Origin of the sequence: Streptomyces sp. HUAS YS2 (assembly GCF_033343995.1) — a bacterium.
Lineage (GTDB): Bacteria > Actinomycetota > Actinomycetes > Streptomycetales > Streptomycetaceae > Streptomyces > Streptomyces solicathayae.
On sequence record NZ_CP137573.1, the window covers coordinates 6,013,193 to 6,032,659 of the forward strand.

14 protein-coding genes and 1 tRNA gene are annotated in these 19,467 nt (G+C 68.8%); 6 read left to right on the forward strand and 9 right to left on the reverse strand.

Features of this window, described 5'->3' with window-relative positions:
* The first annotated feature begins 89 nt into the window (after positions 1-89).
* On the forward strand, positions 90-2,585 hold the full coding sequence (gene pepN, locus R2D22_RS27870; RefSeq protein ID WP_318107441.1) for an aminopeptidase N: 2,496 nt from the start codon (positions 90-92) through the stop codon (positions 2,583-2,585).
* A gap of 51 nt (positions 2,586-2,636) precedes the next feature.
* Here pepN and R2D22_RS27875 read toward each other — a convergent pair whose 3' ends face one another.
* Positions 2,637-4,220, reverse strand: coding sequence for a polymorphic toxin-type HINT domain-containing protein (locus R2D22_RS27875; protein WP_318107442.1), 1,584 nt, complete (start codon positions 4,218-4,220; stop codon positions 2,637-2,639).
* A 329-nt stretch (positions 4,221-4,549) separates the two neighbouring features.
* Between R2D22_RS27875 and R2D22_RS27880 the strand changes: the two genes are divergently transcribed.
* Positions 4,550-5,935 (forward strand): pyridoxal phosphate-dependent decarboxylase family protein, encoded by a 1,386-nt coding sequence (locus R2D22_RS27880; RefSeq protein WP_318107443.1) that lies wholly within the window; start codon positions 4,550-4,552, stop codon positions 5,933-5,935.
* On the forward strand, positions 5,932-7,344 hold the full coding sequence (locus R2D22_RS27885) for a lysine N(6)-hydroxylase/L-ornithine N(5)-oxygenase family protein (RefSeq protein WP_318107444.1): 1,413 nt from the start codon (positions 5,932-5,934) through the stop codon (positions 7,342-7,344). The genes R2D22_RS27880 and R2D22_RS27885 overlap by 4 nt, the downstream gene beginning before the upstream one ends.
* A gap of 4 nt (positions 7,345-7,348) precedes the next feature.
* Here the strand turns inward: R2D22_RS27885 and R2D22_RS27890 are convergent, their stop codons facing one another.
* Entirely contained in the window at positions 7,349-9,148 is a 1,800-nt protein-coding gene (locus tag R2D22_RS27890) for a bifunctional metallophosphatase/5'-nucleotidase (protein WP_318110019.1), read from the reverse strand.
* A 132-nt stretch (positions 9,149-9,280) separates the two neighbouring features.
* Between R2D22_RS27890 and R2D22_RS27895 the strand changes: the two genes are divergently transcribed.
* Positions 9,281-9,955: an SIMPL domain-containing protein gene (locus R2D22_RS27895; protein ID WP_318107445.1), complete on the forward strand. Its 675-nt coding sequence runs from the start codon at positions 9,281-9,283 to the stop codon at positions 9,953-9,955.
* A 135-nt stretch (positions 9,956-10,090) separates the two neighbouring features.
* Positions 10,091-11,521 carry a pyruvate kinase gene (gene pyk / locus R2D22_RS27900; RefSeq protein WP_318107446.1) on the forward strand — a complete coding sequence of 477 codons (1,431 nt, stop codon included), beginning with the start codon at positions 10,091-10,093 and terminating at the stop codon, positions 11,519-11,521.
* A gap of 4 nt (positions 11,522-11,525) precedes the next feature.
* Here pyk and R2D22_RS27905 read toward each other — a convergent pair whose 3' ends face one another.
* Together R2D22_RS27905 and R2D22_RS27910 are read right to left on the reverse strand one after the other, a co-directional pair.
* Positions 11,526-12,308 carry a helix-turn-helix domain-containing protein gene (locus tag R2D22_RS27905; RefSeq protein WP_318107447.1) on the reverse strand — a complete coding sequence of 261 codons (783 nt, stop codon included), beginning with the start codon at positions 12,306-12,308 and terminating at the stop codon, positions 11,526-11,528.
* Positions 12,309-12,417: 109 nt separating this feature from the next.
* Positions 12,418-12,492, reverse strand: a tRNA-Leu gene (locus R2D22_RS27910).
* Positions 12,493-12,592: 100 nt separating this feature from the next.
* Between R2D22_RS27910 and R2D22_RS27915 the strand changes: the two genes are divergently transcribed.
* Positions 12,593-13,246, forward strand: a complete 654-nt coding sequence (locus R2D22_RS27915) for an ANTAR domain-containing response regulator (protein WP_318107448.1) — start codon at positions 12,593-12,595, stop codon at positions 13,244-13,246.
* 62 nt (positions 13,247-13,308) lie between these two features.
* On the opposite strand, the gene R2D22_RS27920 is transcribed toward R2D22_RS27915, so the two are convergent.
* The 5 genes from R2D22_RS27920 to R2D22_RS27940 form a co-directional block, all read right to left on the reverse strand.
* Entirely contained in the window at positions 13,309-14,025 is a 717-nt protein-coding gene (locus R2D22_RS27920; RefSeq protein WP_318107449.1) for an ABC transporter ATP-binding protein, read from the reverse strand.
* The gene (locus R2D22_RS27925) at positions 14,022-15,092 is read right to left on the reverse strand and encodes an ABC transporter ATP-binding protein (RefSeq protein WP_318107450.1); all 1,071 of its coding nucleotides are present in this window, start codon (positions 15,090-15,092) and stop codon (positions 14,022-14,024) included. Before R2D22_RS27925 ends, R2D22_RS27920 begins: the two co-directional genes overlap by 4 nt.
* 5 nt (positions 15,093-15,097) lie before the next feature.
* Positions 15,098-16,870: a branched-chain amino acid ABC transporter permease gene (locus tag R2D22_RS27930; protein ID WP_318107451.1), complete on the reverse strand. Its 1,773-nt coding sequence runs from the start codon at positions 16,868-16,870 to the stop codon at positions 15,098-15,100.
* 5 nt (positions 16,871-16,875) lie between these two features.
* Positions 16,876-17,808, reverse strand: a complete 933-nt coding sequence (locus R2D22_RS27935) for a branched-chain amino acid ABC transporter permease (RefSeq protein WP_318107452.1) — start codon at positions 17,806-17,808, stop codon at positions 16,876-16,878.
* A 105-nt stretch (positions 17,809-17,913) separates the two neighbouring features.
* Entirely contained in the window at positions 17,914-19,143 is a 1,230-nt protein-coding gene (locus R2D22_RS27940; RefSeq protein WP_318107453.1) for a branched-chain amino acid ABC transporter substrate-binding protein, read from the reverse strand.
* Positions 19,144-19,467: the final 324 nt, after the last annotated feature.

Genomic DNA, 19,467 nt, shown 5'->3' on the forward strand with positions numbered 1-19,467 from the left:
GGGCGCCCGGACGCCGCACGCCCGCTCGCCCACAGCGGAACGCCCGCCGCCCCCTGCCCCGCCCGCCACCCATCAGGCAGCATGGGCCCATGTCCGTACTGACGCGCGACGAAGCGCAGACCCGTGCCCAGCTCCTCGACGTCCACCACTACGCCGTGGAGCTCGACCTCACCACCGGAGACGACACCTTCGACTCCACCACCCTGATCCGGTTCAGCGCCCGCACCCCCGGGGACACCTTCGTCGAGCTGAAGCCGGTCACCCTGCGCTCCGCCACCCTCGACGGCACCCCGCTCGACCCCGAGGCCCTGACGGAGAACCGGCTGCCCCTCACCGGGCTCACCGAGGGCGAGCACGAACTGCGGATCGACGCGTCGATGCGGTACTCCCGCACCGGCGAGGGCATGCACCGCTTCACGGACCCCACCGACGGCGAGACCTACGTCTACACCCAGCTGTTCATGGAGGACGTGCAGCGCGTCTTCGCCGCCTTCGACCAGCCCGACCTCAAGGCCGTCTTCGAGCTGACCGTCACGGCGCCCGACGGCTGGACCGTCCTCGCCAACAGCATCACCGAGCAGCAGGACGACGGCCGCTGGAAGGCCGCACCCACCCCGCTGCTCTCCACCTACTTCGTCGCCGTCGCCGCCGGCCCCTGGCACTCGGTGCGCACCGAACACGCCGGCCTGCCCTTCGGCATCCACTGCCGCCGCTCCCTCGCCCCGTACCTCGACGCGGACGCCGACGAGATCTTCGACGTCACCAAGGCGTGCTACGACCGCTACCACGAGAAGTTCGAGGAGCCGTACCCCTTCGACTCCTACGACCAGGCATTCGTGCCCGAGTTCAACGCCGGCGCCATGGAGAACCCCGGCCTGGTCACCTTCCGCGACGAATTCGTGTACCGCTCCGCCGTCACCGTCACCGAACGACAGACCCGCGCCATGGTCATCGCCCACGAGATGGCCCACATGTGGTTCGGCGACCTGGTCACCCTGCGCTGGTGGGACGACATCTGGCTGAACGAGTCCTTCGCCGAGTACATGGGCTTCCAGACCGTCAACGAAGCCTGCTCCGACCGCTTCCCCGACACCTGGGTCGACTTCGGCGTCACCCGCAAGGCCTGGGGCTACGACGCCGACCAGCGCCCCTCCACCCACCCCGTCGCCCCCGACCCCGAGGCCGTCCCCGACACCGCCTCCGCGCTCCTCAACTTCGACGGCATCTCCTACGCCAAGGGCGCCTCCGCGCTGCGCCAGCTGGTCGCCTGGATGGGGGAGAAGGACTTCCTCGCAGGCATCAACACCCACTTCAAGCGCCACAAGTTCGGCAACGCCACCCTCGCCGACTTCATCGACAGCCTCGCCTCCGCCACCGACCGCGACGTCCACGGCTGGGCCGAGCAGTGGCTGCGCACGACGGGCGTGGACCGGCTGCGGCCCGTCGTCGGGGACGGCGACGAGAAGAAGTACTGGCACCTCACCGTCGACCAGGACGGCGACCGCCCGCACCGCATCGCGGTCGGCGCGTACGACCGCGACGGCAGCCGGCTCGTCCTGCGCGAACAGTTCGAGATCGACGTCCCGCAGGGCGACTCCGTCGCCGTACGCGCCGGACGCCGCCCCGACCTCGTCGTCCTCAACGAAGGCGACCTCACGTACGCCAAGGTCCGCTTCGACGAGACGTCCGAGGAGGCGGCCCTGCGCGGCCTCTCCCGCATCCCCGACGGCCTCACCCGCGCCGTCGTCTGGAACACCCTGCGCGACATGGTCCGCGACGGCGAACTCGAGCCCGCCGCCTACCTGGAGACCGCCCTCGCCCACCTGCCCGAGGAGACCGAACTCGCCGTCGTCCAGGGCGTCCTGGGCTTCGCCCGCACCCAGGTCGCCGACCGCTACACCGCCCCCGAGGACCGTCCCGCCGCACTCGCCACGATCACCGAGATCGCCCGCGACCTGCTGCGCCGCACCGAGGACGGCGACTCCCCGGGCCTGCGCCTGACGGCCGTCCGCACCTTCATCGACAGCGCCACCACCCCCGACAAGATCGCCTCCTGGCTCGACGAGGGCACCGTCCACGGCGGCCCGGAACTCGACCCCGAACTCCGCTGGCGCATCCTCGCCAGGCTCGCCGTCCTCGGCGCGACCGACGAGGCCGCCATCGAGGCCGAACTCGCCCGCGACCCCTCCGCCTCCGGCCAGGAGGGCGCGGCCCGCTGCCGCGCCGCCCTGCCGACGGCCGAGGCCAAGGCGGCGGCCTGGTCGGCGATGTTCGAGACGGACGACCTCTCGAACTACCTCTTCACCGCCACCGCCCAGGGCTTCTGGCAGCCGGAACAGTCCACCCTCGTCCAGGACTACGTCCCCCGCTTCTACGCGGACGCCCCCGCGATGGCCGCCCGCCGCAGCCCCGCCATGGCCGAAGCCGCCGGCCGCTACGCCTTCCCCGCGTACGCGATCGACGCGCACTCCCTGGCGACGGGCCAGGAGCACCTGACCGACCCGGACCTCACCCCGGCCCTCCACCGCAAGCTCGTCGACCAGCTCGACGACCTGGCAAGGGCACTGCGGGTCCGCGAGGCCTGAGCACGTACCGTCCAGGGACCGGCCGACGCCGCGTCGGCCGGTCCCTGCAGGTCAGCGGCCTGGTCGCCCCGGATAGTATTTCCAGGAGTCTCCGATGTCCCAACCATGTCGCCGGAAGGCGGCACGTGTGATGTCCTCCAGCGGAGTGAACCCCGGGAGGTCCTTCGGGGCATAGTGGCCGGAGAAATTGTCGACCTCGATGATCCTGCCGCTTGTATCGACAACGAATCGCCCTGCCATGATCACCCCTTGATTCTCACCCAGGGACACGTGTCCGGCAGTGGGGTTGAGGGCCTTCATCACTTCGTCGTGTATGGCGCGCACGGAACCGTCCGGGCGAACGATGAAGGTGTAATAGCCCGGCGCAAGGCGTGACCCTGGCGGAATCCCCGCATCTGCCGGAAGAGGTCCCTGGAAATCGTGCGAGACGTCCTCACGGTACGGCTCCCAGACCTTGTCCTCGCAATTGTTGTTGTGAACGAGAACGGGCGTGGCCCCCGCCAGCACGTAGTACGTGTGGATCTCGTCCACCGTGAGGTCGTACGTCGTCTGCCGCTGCGTGTAGTGGCGGACCGCCGTCACCGGCACGGTCCGGCCCTCCGGCGTACGCAGCCCGGCGCCGGCCACGATGTCGCCGGCGTCCGCCCAGCGGCGCAGGTCGGTGAGCCAGAACGGGTGCGTGTCGGTGGCGGTCAACTGCTGCGTGCGGCCGCCCGAGAGGACGGTCAGGACGGTGAAGTGCTTGTCGTCCGTGGTCCTGATGGTCCGCGTGACCGGGCGTACCGCGGTACGGCCCGTCAGGGGGTTGGTGGCGACCACGCGGTCGCCGAGGCGCACGCTCTCGATGGGACGGCGGCTGCCGTCACCGAACAGCACCGGTGTGCGGGCCAGGAAGCTGTGGGGCTGCGGGCACTTCTCCGGCTCTTCCTCCTCCTCGTCCGGCTTCTTCGGCGGCTTCTTCGGGTCCTCGGGCTTCGGCTTGGCCGCGTTCTCGGCGTCGAGCTTCGCCTTCGCGGTGTTGAAGGTGTCCTCGGCGTTCTTGACCTTGCCGCGCGCGTCGATGGCGCTGCCGATCCTGCCCTTCAGGTCCCAGGCCAGCCCCACGACCTTCTTGATCTTGCCCGCGGCCTTCTCCCAGTCCCACGGCTTCCAGTACTTCTTCGCGAACTTCCCCGCCGCGCCGCCGCCGATCAGACCGGTCAGCACATCGAGGGCGGCCTGCCCGCAGGTCGCGAGGTCCATCGTCATGACGCACTCGAAGGGGTTCTTCAGCCCCAGCTCGTCCGCGAGGATCTCGGCGAGCTCCTTGGCGATCGCCTTCGCCTTCTCGTCGCTGGTGCGCTGCTCGGTCCTGGCGAGGTCCAGCGCCTGCTGCGCCGCCTCGAAGTCGAGCTGGGCCTGCGTCTTCGCCGGCGGCGCCGGAGGCTCGGCGGGCGGTGGCGCGTCGCCGTCCGGGGCATCACCCGCGGCCGGGGCCCCTTCCTGAGCCACCGGCCCCCCGTCGAGGTCACCGCTCTCGCAGCTGCCGCCGAACAGGCACGAGACCTGAGTGACGAACTTGTCGGCGAGGGCCGGTCCGACCCCGGTCGCCACCAGCGAGCCGATGATCGCGGCGACGACCATGATCAGCGCCACGTACTCCAACGCGCCCTGACCCGACTGACCATGACCCCCGCGATGGGCCCGAAGGCCCAACAGCCGGGCCCGTGTGCGCGGAACACTCCGAATGCTCGACAGGCCTGTGCGCACTGACCGGGCCTGACAGCTGCGTCTTATGGGCATGTCACTCAAAGTAGTGACGGATCGTCAGATCGGCATGAGCCCGGAGACCCACCCCAGGGCCCAAACACGACAAGGCCCCCCGCGACCACGGACCCCGCACCCTGGCAAGACCCTGTCCCCCGTTCGGGTTACGTGATCGCGGTCACCGGACACGCCCCGCACAGCCCGGCACCCTGTCGTCCATGCGTGCCGCACCCCCGCCCCCGCCCCTCGCCGGAGGAACCTCCGGCCCGGACGCCCTGCGCCCACTCCTCGACACCGTCCTCGACGCCCTCCGCTCCGGCGCCGCCGAGCGCGGCGGCCCACTGCCCGGCGGGGGCCCGGACACCGTCGCCCGGCGCGTACACGACCGACTCGGCGACGCACTCCCCGAAGCCGGCGACGGAGCAGGCGAGGCACTACGACTCGTCGCCCACACCCTCGCCGCAGGCGCCGCCGACCCCGCCGACCCCCTGTGCGCCGCCCACCTCCACACCCCGCCCCTCGCACTCGCCGTCGCCGCCGACCTCGCCGCCTCCGCGCTCAACCCCTCCATGGACTCCTGGGACCAGGCCCCCGCCGCCTCCGCCCTCGAAACCCTCGTCACCACCGCCCTCGCCGCCCAGGTCTACCCCGACGCGCCCCGCCCCGACGCGCTCGTCACCACCGGCGGTACCGAATCCAACCAACTCGCCCTGCTCCTCGCCCGCGAACGCCACGGATCCGTCCGCGCCGTCGTCGGCGCCAACGCCCACCACTCCTTCCACCGCGCCGCCTGGCTCCTCGGCCTCCCCGAACCCGTCGTCGTCCCCACCCCCAACGGCACCATCGACCCCGTCGCCCTCGACGAAGCACTCACCGACCTGACCGGCCCCCTCCTCGTCGCCGCCACCGCCGGAACCACCGACACCGGCAGCATCGACCCCCTCCCCGAGATCGCCGACCTGTGCACAGCACACGGCGCCGAACTCCACATCGACGCCGCCTACGGCGGCCCACTCCTGTTCAGCGACACCCACCGCACCCTCCTCACCGGCCTCGACCGCGCCCGCACCGTCACCATCGACCTGCACAAACTCGGCTGGCAACCCGCCGCCGCCGGCCTCCTCGCCGTCCGCGACACCACCGACCTCGCCCCCCTCGCCCACACCGCCGACTACCTCAACGCCGACGACGACACCGACGCCGGCCTGCCCGACCTCCTCGGCCGCTCCCTGCGCACCACCCGCCGCCCCGACATCGTCAAGACCGCCGTCACCCTCCGCGCCCTCGGCCGCACCGGCCTCGGCGACCTCGTCGACACCTGCCGCGACCTCGCCGAACACCTCGCCGACCTCGTCGACAAGACCCCCGGCCTCGAACTCCACGAACGGCCCCCGCTCACCACCGTCCTGTTCCGGCCCACCCACGCCACCGACGACACCGTCGCCGCGATCCGCCGCACCCTCCTCACCCACGGCCACGCCGTCCTCGGCCGCGCTCACGCCGACGGCCGCCTCTGGCTCAAAGCCACCCTGCTCAACCCCCACACCACCCCCGACGACCTGCACCAGATCATCACCCTCGTGGAAGGCAGCACCGACCGATGACCGGCAGCACCCCCCGGAACGACCACGATCACCCCCACGACCTCGTGGGCATCGGCATCGGCCCGTTCAACCTCTCCCTCGCCGCCCTCGCCCACGGCGTCCCCGGCGGCCTCGCCACCGCCTTCTACGAACAACGCCCCGCCTTCCACTGGCACCCCGGACTCCTCATCGACGGCGCCACCCTCCAAGTCCCCTTCCTCGCCGACCTGGTCACCCTCGCCGACCCCGCCAGCCCCTGGACCTTCCTCAACTACCTCCGCTCACTCGACCGCCTCTACCCCTTCTACTTCTCCGAGACCTTCCACATCCAACGCGCCGAATACGACGCCTACTGCCGCTGGGTCTCCGACCACCTCCCCGGACTCCACTTCGGCCACCAGGTCGACTCCGTCCGCTGGAGCCCCGAACGCGCCCTCTTCGAAGTCGACTTCACCCAGATCGACACCCACGGCGCAGCAGAAGCCCTCGGCCGCGCCTACGCCCGCAACGTCGTCCTCGGCGTCGGCACCGAACCGTACGTCCCCGAACCCCTCCGCCCCCTCGCCGACGCCCCCGGCGTCCCCGTCCACCACTCCGCCGACTACCTCGCCCACCGCGACCGCCTCATCACCGCCGACCACGTCACCATCGTCGGATCCGGCCAATCAGGCGCCGAGATCTTCCTCGACCTCCTCCGCGCCCGCCCCGCCGGCGCCGAACGACTCCACTGGCTCACCCGCACCGAAGCCCTCGCCCCCATGGAGTACTCCAAACTCGGCCTGGAACACTTCACCCCCGACTACACCCGCTACTTCCACGCCCTCCCCGAACCCGTCCGCAACGAACTCGTCCCCCGGCAATGGCAGCTCCACAAAGGCATCGACACCGACACCCTCGCCGCCATCCACGCCGAGCTCTACCGCCGCACCCTCCACGGCGGCTGGCCCGACGCCGTCATCACCCCCGGCGTCCGCGTCCGCACCGCCGGCCGCGTCGCCACCACCAAAGTCGAACTCCACCTCGAACACACCCAACAGGCCAGCCGCACCCGCCTCACCACCGACGCCGTCGTCCTCGCCACCGGCTACCGCGAACGCCCCGTCGACCGCATGCTCTCCGGCCTCGACCCCTACCTCCGCCACGACTCCACCGGCCGCCCCCGCATCGACCACGCCTACCGGCTCATCCTCGACGAATCCGTCACCGGCAACGTCTACGTCCAGAACGCCGAAAAACACACCCACGGCGTCGGCGCCCCCGACCTCGGCCTCGCCGCCTGGCGTAGCGCCACCATCCTCAACTCCCTCACCGGCAAAGAGCCCTACCCCCTGCCCCGCCGCACCGCCTTCACCAGCTTCGGCCTGGAACAGCAAGAGGCGCCACGCATCCCGGCCCAAGGCCCGGAGCTGACGCCCCTCACACAGGACTGACCGACTAGAACACCGGCACCCCGTCCCGGGTCAGCTTCCAGTCCACCGACGCGAACTGCCCCGGGTCGACCGTCCCCTTCGCCTTCACCCACTGAATGATCGTGTTCCGGATCTCATCCGAATTCGCCCACAACTGCTGCGCCTTCGCGACATGCGGGAACGCACCGCCACCACTCGCCCGGTAGTTGTTCACCGCCAGCACGAACTGCGCCGCCGGATCCAGAGGCCTCCCCTGGAAAGACAGGCCCACGATCCGCGAACCCGCCGGCTTCGCGATGTCGATCTCGTACGACAAACCCGACACCGCGTCATAGTTGTAATCCGGCGTCCCGTCCGCGTTCGTCAGCTTCGCCGTGTCCACCGGCGCACCCGCCGCCGTCCGCACGTAGTACCTCGCCGAGTACTCCAGGTACTCCCTCAGCTGCGCACCCGTCATCAGACGAGCCTCCAGCGTGTTCTCGAACGGGTACAGCCCCGCCGCATCCTTGATCGTCACCTCCCCGGACGGAATCCGCGCCGTCCGGGAGAAGCACGACGCCTGCGACAGCACCGGCAGCGCCGCGTACGCCCCACCCGCCAACGCCCCCCTCACCGTCTCCGCCTGGACATGGTTGATCAGATCGATGATCGGCTCGTCCTTCCACGGCGCCTCCGCCGTGGTCATCGCCGCCGTCGACGAACCGATCACCTGGTTCACGTACGCCACGACCTCGCTGTGCTCGTCACCGAGCAACTTCGTGATCGCCGGGTCCTCCGCCACCGTGTTGGAGTTCAGCACCTGCGCACCGACCTTCTCCACCACCCAGCGGCCCTTCTCCCACACCAGATCGAAGTCGAACAGCGTCAGCCGCTGCCCCCACTTCAACGGCTCGGACAGCACGACGTCCTTGCCCGTCTCCTTGTTCCTCACCCGGTACTCCGGGATCTCCGTGTGCGCGTGCCCGACCAGGATCGCGTCGATCCCCGGCACCTGCTCGGCCACCAGACCCGCCGCGTTCTCCACATACGGGAGCTGGTCACCGTACGACGACGTACCACTGGAACCCGAATGCGCCGAGACCACCACCACGTCCGCACCCATCGAACGCAGCTTCGGCACCCACTTCGCCGCCTGCTCCTCCAGCCCCGGGAACACCATCTTCCCCGTGACATTCGCCTTGTCCCAGATCGCGATACCCGGATTCGTCAGACCCAGAATCGCCACCTTCACATCCCGGCCGCACGGCGTACGCAGCCGATGAATGCTGTACGGCGCGAACGCCGGACGCAGCGTCGTGGCATCCAGCGCATTCGCACCCAGCAGCGGGAAGTCACACTGCTCCTCGAACTTCCGCAACACCGGAATGCCGTAGTTGAACTCGTGGTTGCCGAGGGCCGCCGCGTCGTACCCGATCGCGTTCATCGCCTGCGCCATCGGGTGCACCGGGCCACCGACCTGCGTGATCGGATCGACCTTCGCGTAGTAGTACGACAACTGCGTGCCCTGGATCGTGTCACCGGCATCGATCAGCAGCGTGTTCCCACGGCCCTTCGCCTCCCGCACCTGGGAGACCAGCGTGGAGATCTTCGCCAGACCGACGTCGTTGTGCGCCTTGTCGTCGAACTCCTTGTCCGTGAAGTAGTCCCAGTTGAAAACGTTCCCGTGCAGGTCCGTCGTACCCATGACCGTGAAGGAGTACCGCTTGGCCGGCCTCGGCCCGCGCCCCTGAGCGGCCTGCGCAGGGACGGCGACCCCCGCGGAAAGGGCGGCACCGGCCCCGACGGCAGCAGAGCTTCCCAGGAACGTCCGACGGTTCAGCGGCATGTGTTCTCCCCAAGTTCGTGATGCATGACGCGCGTAGATTCTGACCCACACGCCACGCCGGCAACAGGCCTGCACGGTTACGGAGTGGGAAAGTGTTCGAGACCGCACCCGCCCCACACCAGGGAGCCCACCATGACCCCCGACGCCCCTACCCCCGAAGCACCCCACGTCGCCGTACGCGGCGAAGCCCGCATCGAGGTCGACCCCGAGATCGCCCGCATCGGCGTCACCGTCAGCGCCCGCGGCACCGACCGCACCACCGCACTCGCCGACCTCACACGCCGCAACAGCGACGTCCTCACCCTCATCAAGTCCTACGGCGAAGCGCTCGAAAAACTCGAGACAGGCGCCTTCTCCATCTCCCCCGAACTCGGCCGCCACGGCCGCGGCGAACGCATCCGCGCCTACCACGGCCGCGTCCACCTCACCGCAGAACTCAACGACTTCACCGCCCTCGGCGAACTCACCACCCGACTCGCCGACCTCGACCTCACCCAGGTCGACGGCCCCTGGTGGGGACTCCGACCCGACTCCCCGGCCCACGGCGACGCCCGCCGCACCGCAGTCGGAGAGGCCGTCCAACGCGCCCGCGAATACGCCGCCGCCCTCGGCACCACCCTCGCCGCACTCATCGAACTCTCCGACACCGGCCTCGCCCAGCCACCCAACCCCCTCGCCGGAACCACCCGCATGGCCTTCGCCGCCGAAACCGCCGACACCACCCCACCACTCGACCTCGAACCCCAACGCCAGACCGTCACCGCCGAAGTCACCGCCCGCTTCACCATGCACCCCCCGACCCTCTGAAAACCGACAGAGAAACGCTCATCAGAGCAAGGCCCCGCACAGATTCAAGAGTTGTCAACAAGCTTTCATCCAAAGGATGTTGGCCAGACATCAGGACCCCATGTCCTACCCGCAGGTAAGCCCTACGCTCGAACCATGCGCCGAGCAAAGATCGTCTGCACCCTGGGCCCCGCCACCGACACATACGACCAGATCAAAGCCCTGGTCGAAGCCGGAATGGACATCGCCCGGTTCAACCTCAGCCACGGCGGCCACGCCGAACACGAGGAGCGCTACCGCCACGTGCGCAAAGCCGCCGACGAAACCGGCCGCAGCGTAGGCATCCTCGTCGACCTTCAAGGCCCGAAGATCCGCCTCGGCCGCTTCCGCGAAGGCCCCGTACTCCTTGAACGCGGCGACGAATTCACCATCACCGTCGAACCCGTCGAAGGCGACCGCCACCGCTGCGGCACCACCTACGCCGGCCTCGCCACCGACGTCACCACAGGCGAACGCATCCTCGTCGACGACGGCCGCGTCGCCCTCGACGTCACCCAGGTCGACGGCCCCCACGTCCACACCACCGTCATCGAAGGCGGCCTCATCTCCGACAACAAAGGACTCAACCTCCCCGGAGTCGCCGTCTCCGTCCCCGCCCTCTCCGACAAGGACATCGACGACCTCCGCTGGGCCCTGCGCACCGGAGCCGACGTCATCGCCCTCTCCTTCGTCCGCACCGGCCGCGACATCGACGACGTCCACCGCATCATGGACGAAGAAGGCCGCCGCCTCCCCGTCATCGCCAAGATCGAAAAACCCCAGGCCGTCGACAACATCGACGACATCGTCGCCGCCTTCGACGGCATCATGGTCGCCCGCGGCGACCTCGGCGTCGAAATGCCCCTGGAACAAGTCCCCATCGTCCAGAAGCGCGCCATCAAACTCGCCAAGCGCAACGCCAAACCGGTCATCGTCGCCACCCAGATGCTCGACTCGATGATCGACAACTCCCGCCCCACCCGCGCCGAAGCGAGCGACGTCGCCAACGCGGTCATCGACGGCACGGACGCGGTCATGCTCTCCGGCGAGACCAGCGTCGGCAGATACCCCGTCGAAACCGTCCGCACGATGAGCCGCATCGTCGAAGCGGCGGAAGAAGACGTCCTGGCCAAGGGGCTGCCCCCACTGACGGACCGCAACAAGCCCCGCACCCAGGGCGGCGCCGTCGCCCGCGCGGCCGCCGAGATCGGCGACTTCCTCGAAGCCAAATTCCTCGTCGCCTTCACCCAGTCCGGCGACACCGTCAAACGCCTCTCCCGCTACCGCTCACCCATCCCCCTCCTCGCCTTCACCCCCGACCCGGCCACCCGCTCCCAGCTCAACCTGACCTGGGGCGTGGAAACCTTCCTGGGCCCACACGTCGACTCCACGGACGCGATGGTCGCCCAGGTCGACGAGGAACTCCTGCGCATCGGCCGCTGCAAGAAGGGCGACATCGTGGTGATCACGGCCGGCTCCCCGCCGGGCGTCCCGGGCTCGACGAACCTGGTCCGGGTGCACCACATCGGGGACCCGGTGACGGGCTGAGGTCTCAGTACTTGGGGCCGACGTGGGCGTCCATGAGCGCGACGGAGGCCTTTCGGGCGACGGAGATGGTGATGGCGGCGCGGCTCTGATTGAGCGGTTTCCACTCGACGCCGACCATGTCGAGGGCGTCGGTGTAGAGCTGGACGATGTCGGTCGACGTGTTGGTGAAGAAGTACCGGGGGTACTCGTACCGCTTCCGTACGCTCTCGATGATTCGGGTAGTCCAGTTGGTGATCCGGCAGCCGTCGGAGTGAATGAGCCCGCGGATGAAATCCCAGGGATGCGTGGCGACGATCTCCTCCTGCCAGGGTTCGAGGGCGATGCGCCGTTCGTGCTTCCTGCCGGGCCCGTGCTGCGGGAAGAGGCAGGTCCAATGGCGTCCGTAGCTGGTGACTGCCACGCAGCCCTGCTTCTGCAGGGTGTACGCCTTGCCCTCGGGGCGGACGGCCTGGATCGCTCTGCGGCACGCCTCGATCAAGCCGGGCCAGGCGTCGGCGCAGGCAATGCGCAAGTGGTGCCCTCCGCGCGGGTGCGGGCTGATGCAGCCGTCGCCGAGATAGAGCCCGAGGAGATAGGCGTACGCCTCTGCTGGTGCGGGACGGCCCGGTACGGGGCGGCAGCGCACACAGGGCGCGCAATGTACGGATATCCGAGGGCGAGGTTCCAGGCGTGTCTGCCAACTGCGTATGGCCGCACGCGAGATCCCGGTCTGCTTGCTCACGGAGTTGAGGCTGCGGCCCTGGGCTACGAGAGCCAGGGCTCGTTGGCGCGTATGCAGGTCGTACATTTGGCCGACTTTGGCGGCTTTCTCGCGAGGAGGAGGCGAATCGAGCGCCTGTTCACCGGTGCGAGTGAAGATCGCCTAATGATTGGCGACCATGGAAGTGAAGGTCGAGTGCCCCAGGTGGGATTCGAACCCACACTGTCCGCTGTTTGAGAGCGGCCTCTCTGACCAGTTGGAGTACTGGGGCCTTAGAAAGCAAGGAGTCACGGACCCCTTGCGTCTCAAACTTTACCGCAGGTCGGTACTCTCTAGGGAGCAGTACCCGTGCCCCGTAACGAGGAGCCCCCGTGACCGCCCCCGAGTCGCCCCAGCCCGTCGCCGACGACGACCAGTCGCACGTCCCGCCGCTGACGACCCGTGTCGTCATCGCCGAGGACGAGGCCCTCATCCGCCTCGACCTCAAAGAGATGCTCGAAGAAGAGGGGTACTCGGTCGTCGGTGAGGCCGGCGACGGCGCCACCGCCGTCGAGCTAGCCCGGGAGCACAAGCCCGACCTGGTCATCCTCGATGTGAAGATGCCCGTCCTCGACGGCATCTCCGCCGCCGAGAAGATCGCCGGTGAGTCGATCGCCCCGGTCCTGATGCTCACCGCGTTCTCGCAGCGCGATCTCGTCGAGCGGGCCCGTGACGCGGGCGCCATGGCGTACCTGGTGAAGCCGTTCAGCAAGAGCGATGTCGTGCCGGCGATCGAGATGGCCGTCTCCCGGTTCGCGGAGCTGCGGGCGCTGGAGAAGGAGGTCGCGGACCTCTCGCAGCGTCTGGAGACGCGCAAGCTGGTCGATCGTGCGAAGAGCATTCTGCAGACGGAGTACGGGCTGACGGAGCCGGCCGCGTTCCGTTGGATCCAGAAGACGTCGATGGACCGCCGTATGTCGATGCAGCAGGTCGCTGAGGCGGTCATCGAGGACTCCGAGGAGAAGAAGGCCGCGAAGGGCCAGTAGCCCTCGGAAACGTAGAAGGCCCGCCCCACAGCGTTGTGGGGCGGGCCTTCCGTCTGTGGCTGCTAGTCCTCGCCGAGGTACGTCTTGCGCACCTCGTCGTCGACGAGCAGGTCCTGGCCGGTGCCGGAGAGCTTGATCTTGCCGACTTCGAGCACGTAGCCGTAGTCCGCGAGGGACAGGGCGGCCTGGGCGTTCTGCTCGATGAGCAGGATGGTCATGCCTTCGGCCTTGAGCGTCGCGATGGTCTCCATGATCTTCTGCATCATGATCGGGGAGAGGCCCATGGACGGCTCGTCGAGCATGAGCAGCTTGGGCTGGGACATGAGGGCTCGGCCCATGGCCAGCATCTGCTGCTCGCCGCCGGAGAGGGTGCCGGCGGCCTGCTTGCGACGTTCGCCCAGGATGGGGAAGAGGTCGTAGGCGCGCTGGATGTCCTTCTCGATGCCGTCCTTGTCCTTGCGGAGGAAGGCTCCGAGCTGGAGGTTCTCGGCGATGGTGAGCTTGGGGAAGATGTGCCGGCCCTCGGGGGAGTGGGCCATGCCGAGCGAGACCGTCTTGTGGGCCGGGATGCCGTTGAGGACCTGGCCGTCGAAGGTGATCTTGCCGCTGGTGGGCTTGATCAGTCCGGAGAGGGTTCGCAGGGTGGTGGTCTTGCCCGCGCCGTTGGTGCCGATCAGGCTGACGACCTGGCCGGTTTCGACGGTGAAGGAGATGCCTTTGACGGCTTCGATCTTGCCGTAGGCGACCCTGAGGTCCTCGACCTCGAGAAGTGCGGTCACTTGGAGTCTCCTTCGGTGGTGCTGTCCGCGTCCGTGGCGTTCTCGGAAGCGGCTTCCGGAGCGTCGTCGGAGTCGTCCGAGTCGGAGTCCGAGTCGGAGTCCGTCTCGGCGTCGGACTCGTCGGCGGCGGCCTCGGCCTCGGCCTCGGCGGGCTCCTCGGCCGGGGCGTCGGCCGTCTCGGCCGTCTCGGCCGTCTCCTCCGCCGCCTCGTCCGCGTGCGCCTCGGCCGCCTCGACCTCGGCGACCTCCTCCGCGCCCGGGGCGCCCTCGTACGGGGTGCCGAGGTACGCGGCGACGACGCGCTCGTCGCCCTGGACGACGTCGGAGGTGCCTTCGACGAGCTTTTCGCCCTGGACCAGAACGGCCACGCGGTCGCACAGGTTGAAGATGAACTTCATGTCGTGCTCGATGACGAGGACGGCGATGCCCTTGTCGCGGATGGCGAAGACGAGCTCCTCGGTGGTGCGCGTCTCGTTCTGGTTCATGCCGGCGGTGGGCTCGTCGAGGAGCAGCAGGCCGGGGTCGCTGGCGAGTGCGCGGGCGATTTCGAGCTTGCGCTGTTCGCCGTAGGGCAGGTTGCGGGCGAGGTGTTCGGCCTTGGCGTCGAGGCCGACGAACTCGAGGAGTTCCATGGCTCGTTCGCGGGAGGCGATTTCCGCCTTCTTGAAGCCGGGGCCGCGCAGGAGCGCGGACCAGAGGCCTTCCTTGGTCCGGGTGTGGCGTCCGACGAGGACGTTCTCCAGGACGGTCATGTTGGAGAAGAGGCGGATGTTCTGGAAGGTGCGGGCGATGCCGGCCTTCGTGACGAGGTGCGGCTTGGGCGGCAGCACCGTGCCCTTGTAGCTGACCTGTCCCTCGGTGGGGACGTAGAGGCCGGTGAGGCAGTTGAAGAAGGTCGTCTTGCCGGCGCCGTTGGGGCCGATCAGTCCGACGATCTCGCCTTCGCGGACGGTGAGGTCGACGCCGCGGACGGCGGTGAGGCCGCCGAAGCGCATGGTGACACCGCTGGCGTCGAGGACGGTGGCGGCCGTGGTGGTGGCCGCGGCCGTGGTGGTGGTCGTCGTCATGGCGTTCACGCACCCGCCTTCGCGGTTCCGACGCCGGATTCGGCGGAGGCCCGCTGTTCCGGCACGTCGAGCTTGTCAGCGTTCTCGTCGTGCTCGTGGTATTCCAGCTGGGCCCGCTTGTTGGGGATGAGTCCCTCGGGGCGGAAGCGCATCAGCAGGATGAGCGCGAGGCCGAACGCGAGCAGCTGGTAGTCCTTGAGGAAGGCCAGCTTCTCGGGGATCAGGAAGAGCAGTGCGGCGCCGAGGATCGGGCCGCGGATGGTGCCCATGCCGCCGAGGATGACGGCCGCGAGGAGGAACGCGGAGTTCGGGGCGACGGGGCCGGCGAACACGTACATCTCGGGGAGCACGGTGCCCTGGAAGTGGGCCTGGACGGTGCCGGCGACGCCGGCGAGGGTGGCGCCGAGGGCGAAGGCGATCAGCTTGACGCGGAAGCCGTTGATGCCCATGGCGGTGGCGGCGGTCTCGTCCTCGCGGATGGCGACCCAGGCGCGGCCGATGCGGGAGTCCTGTGCGCGGCTGAAGACCACGACGACGAGGACCATGACGAGGAGCATCAGCAGGTAGTAGTTGGCGTACGTGCCGAGTTCGAGGCCCAGGATGGTGTGGGTCTCGCCGAAGTCGTAGCCGAAGATGTTCAGCGCCGGGATGTTCGGGATGCCGTTGGGGCCGTTGGTGATCTGCGGTCCGTTGTCGCCGTCCATGTTGTTGACGGTGATGCGGAAGATCTCTCCGAAGCCGAGCGTCACGATGGCGAGGTAGTCGCCGTGGAGGCGCAGGGTCGGTGCGCCGATGACGACGCCGAAGACCAGTGCGGCGAAGGCGCCGATGAGTACGGCGCCCCAGAAGGGCAGTTCGATGTCCAGGGCGGAGGCGGTGGAGCCGGAGACCAGGGCCGCGGTGTACGCGCCGACGCCGAGGAAGGCGACGTAACCGAGGTCGAGCAGGCCGGCCAGACCGACGACGACGTTGAGGCCGAGGGCGACCGTCGCGAAGATCAGGGCGTTCACCGCGATGACGGTGTAGGTGTCCGTGGTCTGCGTGAACGGGAAGGCGGCTGCGGCGACGAAGGCGGCGATGGCGGCGACCTGGCGGTTCTTCGAGGCCATCGCGGAGATCCGGCCGGTGAGGCCGGCCTTCTTGAGGGCGACGGCGGCGAAGAGCGCGAGGATCAGGTAGCCGATGAACAGCTCGCCGTACTCGGTGGAGATGCCGTAGGTGACCGCGTACAGGCCGACGGCGAAGACGACGACGAGCAGCAGGATCTCGGCCCAGGAGGGGAGCTCCTTGGGCTTTGCCGGGGTGCGGCTGTCGTCGGGCAGCCGGAAGGCGACCATCGGGATCAGCGAGGCGACGGCGGCGATGATGCCGCCGGGCTCCAGGTGGATGAAGCCGCCCAGTTCGACCGCGATGGCGAGCACGGTGAACAGGGTGGTGGCGAGGGTTCCGAGGGCGAGGAATTCCAGCGCCTTCTTGGCGCCCGCCGGGACGAGCCAGCGCAGGCCCTTGACGCCGAGGCCCGCGAGGGCGAACAGCGTGACGAGGAGGCCGCCGATCAGGGTGAGGACCTGGAGGCCGCCGGGGTAGCCGTTGACGGTGAGGTCGCCGGGGAACTCGCTGGTGTAGGTCCAGGCGAGGAAGGTGCTCGCGACGGTGGCGAGGCCGCCGGCGGCGACGATCCAGTGGAGGAGGCCGGGGCCCTGGGGGTCCGTCTGCGCGGGGGCGACGGCGGTGTCCGGGGTCTCGGGGGTCTCGGGGGTCTTGGTGTCGGTCGTCATCGCGATCACGCCCTGTCCGCGGTGCGCTGTCCGAGGAGGCCTTGTGGCCGGAACAGGAGCACGAGGATGAGGAGGGAGAAGACCCAGATGTCCTTCCAGGCGCCGCCGCCGAACTGGTCCATCCCGGGGATGTGCTCGACGTAGGCGATGGAGAGGGTCTCGGCGACACCGAGGACGACGCCGCCGATCATGGCGCCGTAGATGTTGCCGATGCCGCCGAGGACGGCTGCGGTGAAGGCCTTGAGGCCGAGCAGGAAGCCCATCTCGAAGCGGATCTGGCCCTTGTCGAGGCCTTCGGCGACCGCTGCGACCGCGGCGAACGCGGCGCCGATGGCGAAGGCCATCACGATGATGCGGTCGGTGTTGATGCCCATCAGCTTCGCGGTGTCGGGGTCCTGTGCCGTGGCCTGCATGGCGCGGCCGCTGCGGCTCTTCGAGACGAAGAGGCCGAGGGCGATCATGCAGAGAGGGGCGGCCACGAGGACGAACGCGTCGGCGCGGGAGATCGCGAGGCCGTCGAAGAGCTGGAAGCTTTCGCCCTTGAACTCGGGGAAGGTGACCTTGCTCTTGGCTCCGGGGTAGAAGCCCCAGATGAGCTGCTGGAGCACGATCGACAGACCGATGGCCGTGATCAGCGGGGCGAGCCGGGGCGCGCCGCGCAGGGGGCGGTAGGCGAATCTTTCGGCTCCCATGGCGACGGCGACGGAGACCACCGCGCCACCTATGAGCATCACGGGGATGCCGACGGCGAGGGGGGTGCCGTCGGGAAGGATCGTGTATGCCGTGAGGGCGCCGAAGCCCCCGATCATGAAGATCTCGCCGTGGGCGAAGTTGATGAGCTGGACGATGCCGTAGACCATCGTGTAACCGATGGCGATGAGCCCGTAAAGGGCACCCAGGGCAAGGCCGTCGGCCAGCTGTTGCGGCAGTTCGTTCACCGCAGGGCCTCCGATGAGCGTGTCGGATATGAGTCCGCGCGAGGGCGCTGTTTGCGCCCTCGCGCGGCTTGGTTCAGGTGGTGCGTGTGCGGGGCAGTGCGGGGATCAGTCCTCGAAGGTCGAAGACTTCACGTCGACCCAGGCGCCGTTCTTGACCTGGTAGACGGTGAGCTGCTTGTTCGTGGTGTCGCCGAACTCGTCGAAGGAGACCTTGCCGGTCACGCCCTCGAAGGAGACCTTGGCCATGGCCTCGGTGACCTTGGCGCGGGCGTCCTCGGGGAGCTTGCCCTTGTTGTCGGCGACGACGGCCTTGACGGCCTGGATGATGGACCAGGCGGCGTCGTAGGAGTAGCCGCCGTAGGCCGCGTACGGGTCCTTGTAGCCGGCCGCCTTGTAGTCCTCGATGAACTTCTTGGCGGTGGGGAGCTTCTCGACGGGGTAGCCGACCGAGGTGGCCAGGTCACCGTCGTTGGCCTCGCCGGAGGCCTTGATGAACTCCGGGTCGTAGATGCCGTCGCCACCCATGGTGGGGATCTTCGCGCCGGCCTTCTTGACCTGGTCGGAGAGCAGGCCGCCCTCGGGGTACTGGCCGCCGAAGTAGACGGAGTCGGCGCCCGACGCCTTGATCTTGTTGGCGGTGGAGGAGAAGTCGGTCTCCTTCACGGTGACGGAGTCGGTGTCGACGACGGTGCCGCCGAGACGCTTGAACTCGTCGGAGAAGATCGCGGCGAGGCCGGCGCCGTAGGTCTGCTTGTCGTTGACGACGAAGACCTTCTTCTTGCCGGCGTCCTTGAACAGGTAGTTCGCGGCGAACTTGCCCTGGATGACGTCGGTGGTGGCGGTGCGGAAGTAGGTCTTGAACGGGCGCTTGAAGTCGCCCTTGCCCCAGTTGTCGCCCTTGGAGAGCGAGGGGTTCGTGTTGGCCGGGGAGACCTGGGTCAGGTTGGCCTTGTCGAAGTCCGCCTGCATGGACTGGGAGACGCCGGAGTTCAGCGGGCCGACGACGCCGAGGACGTCCTTGATGCCGACGAGCTTGGTGGCGTTGGCCTTGCCGGTGGCCGGGGTGGCCTGGTCGTCGAGGGCCTCGATCTTGAAGGTGACGCCCGGGACTTCTTTGTTCTTGTTGGCGGTCTGGACGGCCAGGTCGACGGAGTTCTTGATGCCCTGACCGAGCGCGGACAGCGAGCCCGTGAGCGGGGCGTCGACGCCGATGACGACGGTCGTGCCGCCCTTGGAGTTGTCCTTGCCACCGTCGTCGCGCGAACCGCAGGCGGTGAGGGTGAGGGCTCCCGTGGTGAGCACGGTGGTCAGAACGAGCAACGAACGGTTGCGCACAATGCATCCTTTCCCTGGCGCGGCCCCCTCGAGCTGAGGTGGTGCCGTGTAGCTGGGTAGCTAGAGGTGCCGTATTTCAACGCCGGGCCGTACGGGGGTTTGCTACTGGGCCGTGCAGTGGACGCGCCCGGCGGCGCGGTGACTGGCCGTGACTCTAGGCGCAGGGGGTGAAGTCGGGGGAGCGCCCAGGTCAGGATGTGACTGTCTTGTTATGCCGACGGGGAGAGATGGTGGGTAGCCGGGGGGCAAACCGGGGTATAGCGGGCGGTTGCCGGGTGTTCACATAGTGAGAACGCGCAGTTCCGCTAAGGGGCTTGGATGAAT